The organism is Streptomyces sp. Q6, assembly GCF_036967205.1.
GTDB classification, from domain to species: Bacteria; Actinomycetota; Actinomycetes; order Streptomycetales; family Streptomycetaceae; genus Streptomyces; species Streptomyces citrinus.
Genome location: NZ_CP146022.1, coordinates 5282233 through 5294359 on the forward strand (window position 1 = coordinate 5282233; position 12127 = coordinate 5294359).

12 protein-coding genes are annotated in these 12127 nt (G+C 71.4%); 8 read left to right on the plus strand and 4 right to left on the minus strand.

Features of this window, described 5'->3' with window-relative positions; genetic code table 11:
* Positions 1–100: 100 nt before the first annotated feature.
* The 5 genes from V2W30_RS24645 to V2W30_RS24665 all read left to right on the plus strand — a co-directional run bounded on the left by V2W30_RS24645 (position 101) and on the right by V2W30_RS24665 (position 5152).
* Positions 101–1657 carry an ABC transporter ATP-binding protein gene (locus V2W30_RS24645; RefSeq protein WP_338703747.1) on the plus strand — a complete coding sequence of 519 codons (1557 nt, stop codon included), beginning with the start codon at positions 101–103 and terminating at the stop codon, positions 1655–1657.
* Between the two features lie 2 nt (positions 1658–1659).
* Positions 1660–2808 (plus strand): ABC transporter permease, encoded by a 1149-nt coding sequence (locus V2W30_RS24650; protein WP_338699813.1) that lies wholly within the window; start codon positions 1660–1662, stop codon positions 2806–2808.
* Positions 2808–4067 carry an ABC transporter permease gene (locus V2W30_RS24655; RefSeq protein WP_338699814.1) on the plus strand — a complete coding sequence of 420 codons (1260 nt, stop codon included), beginning with the start codon at positions 2808–2810 and terminating at the stop codon, positions 4065–4067. The genes V2W30_RS24650 and V2W30_RS24655 overlap by 1 nt, the downstream gene beginning before the upstream one ends.
* Entirely contained in the window at positions 4064–4456 is a 393-nt protein-coding gene (locus V2W30_RS24660) for a cytidine deaminase (RefSeq protein ID WP_338699815.1), read from the plus strand. The genes V2W30_RS24655 and V2W30_RS24660 overlap by 4 nt, the downstream gene beginning before the upstream one ends.
* Before the next feature lie 144 nt (positions 4457–4600).
* Positions 4601–5152 (plus strand): carboxymuconolactone decarboxylase family protein, encoded by a 552-nt coding sequence (locus tag V2W30_RS24665; RefSeq protein ID WP_338699816.1) that lies wholly within the window; start codon positions 4601–4603, stop codon positions 5150–5152.
* 23 nt (positions 5153–5175) lie between these two features.
* Here the strand turns inward: V2W30_RS24665 and V2W30_RS24670 are convergent, their stop codons facing one another.
* A complete protein-coding gene (locus V2W30_RS24670; RefSeq protein ID WP_338699818.1) occupies positions 5176–5619 on the minus strand; it encodes an ester cyclase in 444 nt (147 codons plus the stop codon).
* 231 nt (positions 5620–5850) lie between these two features.
* Between V2W30_RS24670 and V2W30_RS24675 the strand changes: the two genes are divergently transcribed.
* A complete protein-coding gene (locus V2W30_RS24675; protein WP_338699819.1) occupies positions 5851–7128 on the plus strand; it encodes a thymidine phosphorylase in 1278 nt (425 codons plus the stop codon).
* Positions 7129–7349: 221 nt separating this feature from the next.
* Here V2W30_RS24675 and V2W30_RS24680 read toward each other — a convergent pair whose 3' ends face one another.
* A complete protein-coding gene (locus V2W30_RS24680; RefSeq protein WP_338699821.1) occupies positions 7350–8276 on the minus strand; it encodes an AEC family transporter in 927 nt (308 codons plus the stop codon).
* A gap of 123 nt (positions 8277–8399) precedes the next feature.
* Between V2W30_RS24680 and V2W30_RS24685 the strand changes: the two genes are divergently transcribed.
* Positions 8400–8777, plus strand: coding sequence for an STAS domain-containing protein (locus tag V2W30_RS24685; RefSeq protein WP_338699823.1), 378 nt, complete (start codon positions 8400–8402; stop codon positions 8775–8777).
* Here V2W30_RS24685 and V2W30_RS24690 read toward each other — a convergent pair.
* The gene (locus V2W30_RS24690) at positions 8685–9665 is read right to left on the minus strand and encodes a sigma-70 family RNA polymerase sigma factor (protein ID WP_338699825.1); all 981 of its coding nucleotides are present in this window, start codon (positions 9663–9665) and stop codon (positions 8685–8687) included. The genes V2W30_RS24685 and V2W30_RS24690 overlap by 93 nt on opposite strands.
* A 131-nt stretch (positions 9666–9796) precedes the next feature.
* Entirely contained in the window at positions 9797–11089 is a 1293-nt protein-coding gene (locus tag V2W30_RS24695; protein WP_338699827.1) for an MFS transporter, read from the minus strand.
* 62 nt (positions 11090–11151) lie between these two features.
* Here V2W30_RS24695 and V2W30_RS24700 point away from each other — a divergent pair, with 62 nt between their 5' ends.
* On the plus strand, positions 11152–12120 hold the full coding sequence (locus tag V2W30_RS24700; RefSeq protein WP_338699829.1) for a LysR family transcriptional regulator: 969 nt from the start codon (positions 11152–11154) through the stop codon (positions 12118–12120).
* Positions 12121–12127 lie beyond the last annotated feature (7 nt).

The window sequence follows — 12127 nt, forward strand, 5'->3', positions numbered from 1 at the left end:
GTTCGTGCGATCCTGCTCGGCATCGCACGAACTCACTTCTCGCACACCGCTGTTGGGGCGCTACGCGTGTAGGCGACCCCCTTTCCCAGGAGAGTGCGCCATCGCCACGTCAAGCTCCCCGCCGGCCGCCGTAGCCGTAGAACTCAAGGGCATCACCAAGCGCTTCCCCGGTGTCGTCGCCAACCACGACATCTGCCTCACCGTGACCAAGGGCACCGTGCACGCCCTCGTCGGTGAGAACGGCGCGGGCAAGTCCACCCTGATGAAGATCCTCTACGGCATGCAGAAGCCGGACGAGGGCACCATCGCCATCGACGGCGAGCAGGTCTCGTACTCCTCGCCCGCCGACGCGATCGCCCGCGGCATCGGCATGGTCCACCAGCACTTCATGCTCGCGGACAACCTCACCGTCCTGGAGAACGTCGTCCTCGGCAGCGAGAAGCTGTACGGGATCGGCGCCAAGGCCCGCCGCAAGATCCTCGAGATATCCGAGCGCTACGGCCTCGGCGTGCGCCCGGACGTCCTCGTCGAGGACCTCGGCGTCGCCGACCGCCAGCGCGTCGAGATCCTCAAGGTCCTCTACCGCGGCGCGACCACCCTGATCCTCGACGAGCCGACCGCCGTGCTCGTCCCGCAGGAGGTCGACGCGCTCTTCGACAACCTGCGCGAGCTCAAGGCCGAGGGCCTGTGCGTCATCTTCATCTCGCACAAGCTCGGCGAAGTCCTCTCCGTGGCCGACGAGATCACCGTCATCCGGCGCGGCACCACGGTCGGCACGGCCGTCCCCGCCGAGACGACCCCCAAGCAGCTCGCCGAGCTCATGGTCGGCAGCGAACTGCCCACCCCCGAGACGGCGGAGTCCACCGTCACCGACCGCCCCGTGGTCGAGGTCGAGGACCTGCGCCTCGCGGCCCCCGGCGGCGGCAAGCCCCTGCTCGACGGCGTCACCTTCACCATCCACGCCGGTGAGGTGCTCGGCCTCGCGGGCGTCGAGGGCAACGGCCAGACCGAGCTCATCGAGGCGCTGATCGGCCTGGAGCAGGCGGACAGCGGCGTCATCAAGCTGCTCGGCGACGACGTCACCGGCTGGGCCACCCGCAAGCGCCGCGAGTCCGGCGTCGGCTACATCCCCGAGGACCGCCACCGCCACGGCCTGCTCCTCGACGCCCCGCTGTGGGAGAACCGCATCCTCGGTCACGTCACCGAGCGGCCCAACAGCAAGGGCTTCTGGCTCGACCCGAAGTCCGCGCAGGCCGACACCGAGCGGATCGTCAAGGAGTACGACGTCCGCACGCCCGGCATCGACGTCACCGCGGCCTCGCTCTCCGGCGGCAACCAGCAGAAGCTGATCGTCGGCCGCGAGATGAGCCACGCCCCCAAGTTCCTGATCGCCGCCCACCCCACCCGCGGTGTGGACGTCGGCGCGCAGGCCCAGATCTGGGACCAGATCCGCGAGGCCCGCCGCGAGGGTCTCGCCGTCCTGCTGATCTCGGCCGACCTCGACGAGCTGATCGGCCTCTCCGACACCCTCCGGGTCATCTACGACGGCCGCCTGGTCGCCGACGCCGATCCGGCCTCGATCACCCCGGAAGAGCTGGGATCCGCCATGACCGGTGCGGCCTCGGGCCACCTGGAGCACACGGAAGACGGTGCCTGACCATGAACACCCTCAAGCGCTGGTACGACGGGAACGCGGAGCGGGTCCTGCTCGCGGTGGCCGGGCCGGTCATCGCCCTGGTCGTGGCGTTCGCCCTGACCGCGATCGTCCTCGTGGCGTCAGGTGAGAACCCGTTCGACCCGTTCTCGATCATGTTCGAGCAGGCGACGTTCGCCGACGTCCAGGTGCTCATCATCAACGACGCCGCCGGTCTCTACATCGGCGCGCTCGCGGTGGCCATCGGCTTCCGGATGAACCTCTTCAACATCGGTGTCGAGGGCCAGTACCGGCTCGCCGCCTGTGTCGCCGCCATCGTCGGCGCGCACATCGCCTTCCCGGCGTTCCTCCAGATCCCGCTCCTGATGCTGTCGGCCGCCGTGACCGGCGCCATCTGGTCCGGCATCGCGGGCGTCCTCAAGGTGACCCGCGGCGTCAGCGAGGTCGTCTCCACGATCATGCTGAACTCGATCGCGGCCTCGGTCATCGCGTACCTCACCCTGGAGGACGCGTTCGGTGTCGCCGTCGGCAACAACCGCACCACCGGCGAGATGGACAAGGCCGGCTGGTTCCCGGGCATCAACCTGGGCGACGCGGTCGGCACGATCTACGGCTTCGTCGTCGTCGCCGCGATCCTCGGCGTCGTCTACTGGGTGATGCTGAACCGCACCCGCTTCGGCTTCGACCTGCGCGCCTCGGGCGCCTCGGAGTCCGCGGCCGCCGCGTCCGGTGTCTCCGCGAAGAAGATGGTCCTCACGGCCATGCTCCTGTCGGGCGCGGTCGCCGGTCTCGCCGGTCTGCCCACGCTGCTCGGCTCGACGCACACCTTCTCCGACTCCTTCCCGGCCTCGCTCGGCTTCAACGCCATCACCGTGGCGCTGCTGGGCCGCAACAGCCCGGCCGGCATGGCGCTCGCCTCCCTCCTGCTCTCCTGGCTGTTCAACGCGGCCGACCCGCTGGACCTCCAGGGCTACAGCTCCGAGATCGCCACGATCATGCAGGGCCTGATCGTCATCGCCGTCGTCGTCTCCTACGAGGCGGTCCGCGTCTGGGGCACCCGCCGCCAGCAGCAGCGCGTCGGTGCCGAACTCGCCGCGGGCCATGTTCTCGGCACCCCCGACACCCACGACAAGAAGCAGGAGGTGGCCGCCTGATGAGTACGGCACCCGTCCTCGACAAGCCCGCCGCGGCCCCGGCCGCCCGGCGCAAGGTCAGTCTTCCCGTCCTGCTCCTGATCGTCTCCGGCCTGCTCTGCCTGGTCTCCGCCGTCCGTCTGATCACCGACGCCGACGGCCTGACCTCCGTCAGCCAGATGTCCACCGCGCTCCAGCTCGCCGTCCCGATCGGCCTCGCCGGTCTCGGCGGCCTGTGGGCGGAGCGCGCGGGCGTCGTCAACATCGGCCTCGAAGGCATGCTCATCCTCGGCACCTGGTTCGGCGCCTGGGCCGGCTACCAGTGGGGTCCGTGGGTCGGCGTCATCGCCGCGCTCGTCGGCGGCGCGCTCGGCGGCCTCGTGCACGCCCTCGCGACGGTCACCTTCAACGTCAACCACATCGTCTCCGGTGTGGCCATCAACATCCTGGCCCTCGGCGCCACCCGCTACCTCTCCGTCCTGATGTACGACGGCATGGACGGCGCCACCTCCCGCCAGTCCCCGGCGGTGCCGAGCCTCGGCGAGTTCACCGTCCCCGGGCTCGCCGACGCCCTCGCCGACCTCAACAAACAGGGCTACTTCCTGATCTCCGACATCGCGGGCCTGCTCGGTGGCGTGATGACGGGCGTCTCCTGGCTGACCCTGATCGCCGTCGCCCTGATCCCGCTGTCCTGGTGGATCCTGTGGCGCACGGCGTTCGGTCTGCGGCTGCGGTCCTGCGGCGAGAACCCGGTCGCGGCCGAGTCCCTCGGCGTCAACGTGATCAAGTACAAGTACCTGGCCGTGATCATCTCCGGTGCCCTCGCGGGCCTCGGTGGCGCGTTCCTGTCGATGGTCTCCTCCAACTACTACCTGGAGGGCCAGACCGGCGGCCGCGGCTACATCGGCCTCGCCGCGATGATCTTCGGCAACTGGATGCCCGGCGGACTCGCCCTGGGCGCGAGCCTGTTCGGCTACAGCGACACCCTCAAGGTCCGCGGCGGCACCGAGAACACCCACGCGCTGCTCCTGCTGATCGCGATCCTCGCGCTGCTCGCGGTGGCCTGGCTGATCTGGAAGAAGAAGTACGTCGGCGGCGCCGTCACGCTCGCCGTCTCCGTCCTGCTCTTCTTCTGGTACGCCTCCACCGACTCGGTGCCCAGCCAGGTCGCCACGGCCATGCCGTACGTCCTGACCCTGCTCGTTCTGGCACTCTCGGCCCAACGCCTGCGCATGCCGAAGGCGGACGGGCAGCCGTACCGGAAGGGACAGGGCAAGTGACCTCGGAAGCCGACTGGGGGGCGCTGCGGGACGCGGCCCGCGAGGCCATGTCCCGCGCGTACGCCCCGTACTCGGGCTTCCCGGTCGGCGCGGCGGCCCTCGTCGACGACGGCCGCACGGTCTCCGGCTGCAACGTGGAGAACGCGTCGTACGGACTCGGCCTGTGCGCCGAGTGCGGTCTGGTCTCGCAGCTGACCGCCACCGGCGGCGGCCGCCTGACCCACTTCACGTGCGTGGACGGCAAGGGCGACCTCCTGATGCCGTGCGGCCGCTGCCGTCAGCTCCTCTACGAGTTCGGCGGCAGGGAGCTGCTCCTGGAGACGGCGTCGGGCGTACGGACGCTGGGTGAGATGCTGCCGGACGCCTTCGGCCCCGAGCACCTCGTCTGACCTTCCCGCACACCCTCGTGAGGGCCGTCTTTCCGATCCGATCGGAAAGACGGCCCTTTCGCTGTCACACGCGCGGACCGGCCGGCGTCTTCATGCCGAACAGCCGGACAGCCCGGCAGACAGCGTCCAGGAGGACACGACACCATGACGGAACTCCGTATCCCCAAGGCCGAACTCCCCGCCGAACTGCGGGCCGGCATGATCGAGCAGCTCGGCGCGGTCATGGAGCCCGCCGAAGTGCTCTGGCACAACCCGCGCGTCGCCCAGGACGGCCTCGCGCTCGGTGGCCAGGTCGCCCAGTGGAACGAGGCCGACGCGAGCCTCAAGTCGTACGCGCACATGGCGGTGGCCGCGCAGGTCGGGTGCAGCTGGTGCCTCGACATCGGCTACTTCCAGGCGCAGAACGAGAAGCTCGATCTGACCAAGGCGAGCCAGGTCCCGCAGTGGCGCGACTCCGACGTCTTCGAGCCGCTGGAGCGGGACGTCATGGAGTACGCCGAGGCCATGACGAACACCCCGCCCACGGTCACCGACGAGATGTACGCGGGCCTGCTCGACCGGGTCGGCCCGGCCGCGATGGTCGAACTCACCACGTACATCGCCTTCGTCAACTTCTCGACCCGGGGCAACACGGCCCACGGCATCACCTCGCAGGGCTTCTCGGAGGCCTGCGAGATCCCGCTGGCCGCGCGGTAGGGCGCGGGCGGGAGCGGGGGTCGTCAGGCGGGACCGTCGGGCAGCACGCCGAGCCGGCGCAGCTGCGCGAGGACGTCGACGACCCCCCAGATCTCCACGATGCGCTCGCCGTCGAAGCGGAAGATGAAGATCTCGTCGTACGCGACGGCCCTCCCGGTGGGGGCGATCCCCCGGAACTCGCCCCGGTGCGTGCCCGTCACCCGGTTCCGGAAGACGACCTTGTCGCCCTCGGCGATCACGTCCTCGACGGACACGTGCAGGTCCGGGTACGCGTGCAGCAGTACGACCCACACCTGCTTCAGGGCCTGCGCGCCGGTCGTCCCGGTCGGGGTGGGGGAGTGGAACAGCACGTCGGGTGCGACGAGTTGGTCCACGGCCTTGGCGAAGACCTCCGCGTCGCCGGAGTTCATGGCGTCGTGGAAGCGGGCGAAGAGCGCCTTGTTGGCGGCGGCCTGGTCGGTGGACATGGGGTCCTCCTCGATCGTGACGATGGTGGCTGCGTGGTGCCTGGGTGATGCCTGTGCGGTGATGCCTGTGCCGTGGTGCCTGTGCCGTGGTGCCTCACGGTGGTGCCTTCATGAAGGGGACGGAGGGGGCGGGCCGCATGTGACATCACCTTCACGCCGGGCGTCTATGCGCGTAGAGTCGGCGGGTCAGTGATCGCATCGCGCCTGTCCCGAACCGTTGGAGGATCTGCCATGGACGTCATCTCCGTCATCCGCGCCAAGCGGGACCGGGGCCGCCTCACCGACGAGCAGATCGACTGGGTCGTCGATGCGTACACGCGCGGCGAGGTCGCCGACGAGCAGATGTCGGCCCTCGCCATGGCGATCTTCCTCAACGGGATGGACCGCGCGGAGATCGCCCGCTGGACCGCCGCGATGATCAACTCCGGGGAGCGGATGGACTTCTCCGTCCTCGCCCGCCCCGCCGCCGACAAACACTCCACGGGCGGCGTCGGCGACAAGATCACGCTGCCGCTCGCCCCGCTGGTCGCGGCGTGCGGCGCGGCCGTGCCGCAGCTGTCCGGGCGCGGCCTCGGCCACACCGGCGGCACCCTCGACAAGCTGGAGTCGATCCCGGGCTGGCGCGCCGACATCTCGAACGAGGAGATGATGCGCACCCTGGAGGACGTCGGCGCGGTCATCTGCGCACCGGGCAGCGGCCTGGCCCCCGCCGACAAGAAGCTCTACGCCCTGCGGGACGTCACCGCGACCGTGGACTGCATTCCGCTCATCGCCTCCTCGATCATGTCGAAGAAGATCGCTGAGGGGACGGGCTCGCTGGTCCTGGACGTGAAGGTCGGCACCGGCGCCTTCATGCAGGAGCTCGACCAGGCCCGCGAACTCGCCCGCACGATGGTCGGGTTGGGCCGCGACCACGGCCTGCCGACCGTCGCGCTGGTGACGGACATGAACACCCCGCTCGGCCTGACCGCGGGCAACGCCCTCGAAGTCCGGGAATCCGTCGAGGTGTTGGCGGGCGGCGGCCCGGCCGACGTCGTCGAGCTGACCCTGGCCCTCGCCCGCGAAATGCTCGACGCGGCGGGCCTGAAGGACGCCGACCCGGCGAAGGCCCTGGCCGACGGCTCGGCGATGGACGCCTGGCGCCGGATGATCGCGGCGCAGGGCGGCGACCCGGACGCGGCGCTCCCCGTGGCCCGCGAGACGCAGGTGGTGACGGCGCGCGAGTCCGGCGTCCTCACCCGCCTCGACGCCCTCTCGGTGGGCCTCGCCGCCTGGCGGCTCGGCGCCGGGCGGGCCCGCAAGGAGGACCCGGTCCAGGCCGCCGCCGGTGTCGAACTCCACGCCAAGCCGGGCGACTCCGTCTTCGCGGGCCAGGCCCTCATGACCCTGCACACGGACACCCCGGAGCGCTTCGCGTACGCCCTGGAGGCGCTGGACGGCGCGTACGACGTGGCACCCGCCGGCACGGTGTTCACGGCGGGGCCGATCGTGCTGGAACGTATCGGCTGACCTGGGGATCCTTCCAGGTCAGCCCTGTCGGGCGAACGGGAACGGCGGACCCCCCCGCCGGTCCCGTTCGGCATGGCGGCATCGGTGACGCGGCGACAGGAGACGGCCACGAGCGCCCCTGGGGCGGCGCTCGTACTCCGTGATCCCTGATGAAGCGGGGGTCTTCCGGACCCTCGCCGTGGCCGTGCCGTTCTGCCCGGGGATCTCCCCCGCCCCGTCGGTCACCCCAGCAGCGCCGCCACCACGACGAGCACCGGCACCGAGGCCATCGTCGACAGCAGGATCGACTCCCGCGCCAGCCGCTCGCCCACCCGGTACCGGCTCGCGTACGTGTAGAGGTTCTGCGCCGCCGGGAGCGCCGACGTCACCACGACGTCCAGCAGCCGGGCGCCGTGCAGGCCGAAGGCCCCCGCCGCGAGGGCCCACGCCGCCACCGGCTGGCCCACCGACTTCAGGGCCGTCGAGAGCAGCACCGGCACCCGGTCCGCGCCCCGCCCGCCCGGCCAGGAACTCCCGCACAGCGATATGCCGAACGCGATCAGGATCGCCGGGACCGACATGTTCGCGATCAGTTCCAGCGGGTCGAGGACGGGGGAGGGCACGCGCCGGCCGGTCGCCGAGACGACGACCCCCGACAGGGCGCCGATCGCGATCGGATTGCGGAACGGGGTGAGCAGCCGCTGCCACCACGTCTGCCGCGTCCCCGACGCCTCCGCCAGATCGAGGATCGTCAGCGCGACGGGCGTCACCACGAGCTGCTGGAAGAGCAGCACCGGCGCCACGAGCGAGGCGTCACCGAGGACGTACACCGCGATCGGGATGCCGAGATTCCCCGAGTTCACGTAACTGGAGCAGAGCGCGCCGATCGTCGTACGGCCCACGCCCCAGCGGCGCACCGCCGCGACCGCCACGAAGACGCCCGCCACCACCACCGTCGACAGCGCCGTGACCAGCAGGCTCGGCGAGAGGATCAGCGACAGGTCCGCCTTCGCCAGCATGGTGAAGAGCAGGGCCGGGGTCGCCACGTGGAAGGCGAGCCGGGTGAGGACCTCCCGGCCGTTCTCCCCCAAGGAGCCGCGCCGGCCGATGACATAGCCGACCGCAATGACGATCGCGATGACCGCGAACCCGTTGAGAACCCCTTGCACGGGCTCCACCCTCGGCCGCGCCGGAACCGCAGGTCAACGTTGATCCCCGTCAACGTGACCCAGCCCACGCCGCGTATCCGGCCGACGCCGATGAGTTCCGCCGCGCCGCCCGGTCATGTCTACGTGGCTGCTTCCCCGTCTCCTTCCGTCGTGGTCGTCGCCGGGCCGATCCGTCCCGGCGACGCTCCTCAGCTGTGCGACCGCGTCCGGGCCGCCCGTACCGGCGCACCGGACGCCGACATCGTGTGTGACGTGTCCGGGGTCACCAGCACCGACCTCGCCACGATCGACGCCCTCGCCCGGATGCAGCTCGCCGCCCGCCGGGCCGGGGGACGGATCAGGCTGCGCGACCCGTCCCCGAAACTGGCCCTGCTGCTCCGACTCGCCGGTCTCGACGAGCTGTTGGGCCTAGGCGTCGAGGTGGTCCGGGACGCCGAACAGCGGGAACCACCGGTCGCTGAGGTCCAGGAAGCAGTGGAAGCCGGCGATCCTGCCCTCTGAGATCTCCAGGACCTGGATCGCCCAGGGCTTGAACCCGCCGTTGTCCGGGTCGGGCTTGTAGTGGGCGAACGCCGGCGTGCCGTTCGCCGAGACCGGCAGCAGCCGCGAGTTCTCGCACTCGTGGCCGAGCGACAGCATGAAGCCCGTGATGTCGTCCGTGCCGCGCAGCCACAGGTCGAACGGCGGCATCGTCATGACCGCGTCCTCGGCGAGCAGCTCGGTGAGCGCCTTCATGTCATAGCCCTCGAAGGCCGCGACATAGCGGTCGAGGAGCTTCTGCTGCTCGTCGTCGAGCGGGTCCGCCGTCGCCGAGTCGGCCGGCGGGGCCTCCGCGAGCGTCGCCCGCGCCCGCTGCAACGCGCTGTTGACCGACGCCACCGACGTGTCGAGCAGCTCGGCGACCTCGCTCGCCTTCCACGCGAGGACCTCGCGCAGGATCAGCACCGCCCGCTGCTTGGAGGGGAGCTGCTGGAGCGCCGCGACGAACGCGAGCCGGACCGACTCCTTCGCCACCGCGGCCTCGGCGGGATCGTGCACGGACGGCAGGACGCGGGCGTCGGGCATGGGCTCCAACCAGACATGGTCCGGGCGGGGGTTCAGCGCGGCCTGCGCGAGCGGCGCCGCCGCCGTCAGGTCCATCGGGCGGGCCCGCTTGTTCCCCGCGTTCAACAGGTCCAGGCACACGTTCGTCGCGATGCGGTAGAGCCAGGAGCGGAGGCTGGAGCGGCCCTCGAACTTGTCGAAGCTCCGCCACGCCCGCACCATCGTGTCCTGCACGGCGTCCTCGGCCTCGAACGCCGAGCCCAGCATCCGATAGCAGTACCCGGTCAGCTCGACCCGGTGCTTCTCCAGGTCGTCCAGTCCGGCTTTCGTAGCGGTGTCGCTCATTGTCCAACGCCCCCATCGCGGCTGTGAATCCCAGCACTCCGCAAGCTACCGCAGCCCACTGACAACGGCCCCCGGACCAGCGAAATGCGCAGGTCCGAGGGCCGAAGGCCGAACTGGTGAGACGGCTGGGGTCAGTGCGCCGGGAGGGCTCCGGCCGTCGTCCGGTGCCGCTGCGCGCGGGCCGCGTACGTCCCCCACAGCGTCAGCGAGACGACGCCGAGCACCGCCACCAGACCGAGGCCCACCGTCCCCGCCCAGCCCTGCGCGTGGAAGGCGATCGCGCCGACGGCCGAGCCCGCGCTGGAGCCGATGTAGTACGCGGACTGGTAGAGGGCCGAGGCCTGCGCCCTGCCGTGCGTGGCCGTGTGGCTCACCGACGACGACGCCGTCGCGTGCCCGGCGAAGAAGCCCGCCGTGATCAGCATCAACCCGAGCAGGACGACCGGCAGTCGGGGCACGAGGGCCAGGAACAGGCCCGCGGTCGTGGTACCCGCGGCCAGGTACAGCGTGCCGCGCCGCCCGAGCCGTGCGACGAGCTTCCCGGCCGCCGCCGACGAGACCGTGCCCACCAGATACACCAGGAAGATCGAGCCGACGATGCCCTGGGGCAGCGAGAACGGCGCGGCCGTGAGCCGGTAGCCGATCACCGTGTACACCGCGCCGAACACCGTCATGAACAGGGCGCCGATCACGTACAGGCGGCGCAGCAGCGGGTTCGCCAGGTGGCCGCCCACCGTCCGGGCCAGGGCGCGGGGGCGCAGCGACCCCGGCGTGAAGTGACGCGGCGCGGGCAGCAGCGCGCGGAACGCGACGGCGCACACCACCGCGATCACACCGATCGTCCCGACGGCCGCCCGCCAGCCCCACGCCTGCGCGATCCAGCCGCCGATGACCCGGCCGCTCATGCCCCCGATGGAGTTGCCCGCGACGAACAGGCCGATGGCCGCGACCAGTGCCTTCGGCCGCACCTCCTCCGCCAGGTACGCCATCGCGGAGGCGGGCAGACCGGCGAGCGCCGCGCCCTGGAGCGCGCGCAGCGCGATCAGCACGCCGAGCGACGGCGCGAAGGGAACCAGGAGCCCGACCGTGACGGCCACCGACAGCGACGCCGTCATCACCGTGCGCCGCCCGAACCGCTCGGAGAGCGCGCTCAGCGGCAGCACGCACAGCGCGAGCGCGAACGTCGCCCCGGACACCGTCCAGCTCGCCGTGGACGCGCTCGCCCCGAAGTCGGCGGAGACCAGCGGCAGCAGCGCCTGCGTCGAGTACAGCAGGGCGAAGGTGGCGACACCGGCGAGGAAGAGGGCGAAGCTCATCCGGCGGTAGCCGGGACCGCCCGGACTCATCCGCGTGTCCGTCGGGGTGGGGGCGGCGGGGGCGGCGACCGCGTGGGTGGCGGCCGCCCGGCTACTGGCAGGAGACATGCCACGACGGTAGGACCGCCCGACTCATGCGTCCAATGCACGAACACTCCATAATCGTTCCCATGCAGCATCAGCAGAGGTCACAGCCGCGCCTGTCACCCGCCAGTGACACAGAAGACATGGTCACGCTGCTCGCGCCGCGGCTCGCCTACTTCGCGGCCGTCGCCCGCACCGAGCACGTCACGCGCGCCGCGCAGGAGCTCCAGGTACCCCAGTCGACGCTCTCGCGGGCGATGGTGCGGCTCGAACACGACCTCGGCGTCGACCTGTTCGCCCGCCACGGCCGCACGGTCTCGCTCACCCCCGCGGGCCGCACCTTCCTGACGTCCGTGGAGCGCGCGCTCGGCGAGGTCGCCAAGGCCGCCGAGTCCGTCCGCGCCGACGCCGACCCGGAGTCCGGCAAGGTCGCGTTCGGCTTCCTGCACACCATGGGGACGGAGACGGTCCCCGGCCTGATCCGCGCCTTCCGCGCCGACCACCCCCGCATCCGCTTCAGCCTCGTCCAGAACTACGGCGAGGCGATGCTGGAGCGGCTGCGCGCGGGGGAGCTCGACCTGTGCCTGACCTCGCCGGTCCCCGACGCTCCCGACCTGGTCGCGCGCCGCCTCGACGAACAGCGCCTGCGCCTCGTCGTCCCCGAGGACCACCGCCTCGCCGCCCGCAAGCGCATCCGCCTCGCCGAGACCGCCGACGAGGTCTTCGTGACCCTCGAACCCGGCTACGGACTGCGCCGCATCACCGACGACCTGTGCGCGGAGGCCGGGTTCCGGCCCCGGATCGCGTTCGAGGGGGAGGAGGCGGAGACGCTGCGCGGCCTCGTCGCGGCGGGCCTCGGCGTGGCCCTCCTGCCGCCACCGGCCGTGCCCCGCCCCGGAGTCGTGGAACTGGCGGTCACCGGTCAGCGCGCCGTCCGCGAGATCGGTGTGGCGTGGCTCGACGGCCACCCGGACACGCCCCCGGTCGCGGCGTTCAAGAAGTTCCTGCTGTCCCGGCGGGGCCGGCTGCTGCCCGAACAGGCCGGAGCGGAGTAGGCGCAGG

What these genes read in the sequence shown, in the direction of transcription:
- V2W30_RS24650 (WP_338699813.1), top strand. Translation starts at nt 1,660, where the DNA reads ATGAACACCCTCAAGCGCTGGTACGACGGGAACGCGGAGCGGGTCCTG.
- V2W30_RS24655 (WP_338699814.1), top strand. Translation starts at nt 2,808, where the DNA reads ATGAGTACGGCACCCGTCCTCGACAAGCCCGCCGCGGCCCCGGCCGCC.
- V2W30_RS24665 (WP_338699816.1), top strand. Translation starts at nt 4,601, where the DNA reads ATGACGGAACTCCGTATCCCCAAGGCCGAACTCCCCGCCGAACTGCGG.
- V2W30_RS24670 (WP_338699818.1), bottom strand. Translation starts at nt 5,619, where the DNA reads ATGTCCACCGACCAGGCCGCCGCCAACAAGGCGCTCTTCGCCCGCTTC.
- V2W30_RS24675 (WP_338699819.1), top strand. Translation starts at nt 5,851, where the DNA reads ATGGACGTCATCTCCGTCATCCGCGCCAAGCGGGACCGGGGCCGCCTC.
- V2W30_RS24690 (WP_338699825.1), bottom strand. Translation starts at nt 9,665, where the DNA reads ATGAGCGACACCGCTACGAAAGCCGGACTGGACGACCTGGAGAAGCAC.
- V2W30_RS24695 (WP_338699827.1), bottom strand. Translation starts at nt 11,089, where the DNA reads ATGTCTCCTGCCAGTAGCCGGGCGGCCGCCACCCACGCGGTCGCCGCC.
- V2W30_RS24700 (WP_338699829.1), top strand. Translation starts at nt 11,152, where the DNA reads ATGCAGCATCAGCAGAGGTCACAGCCGCGCCTGTCACCCGCCAGTGAC.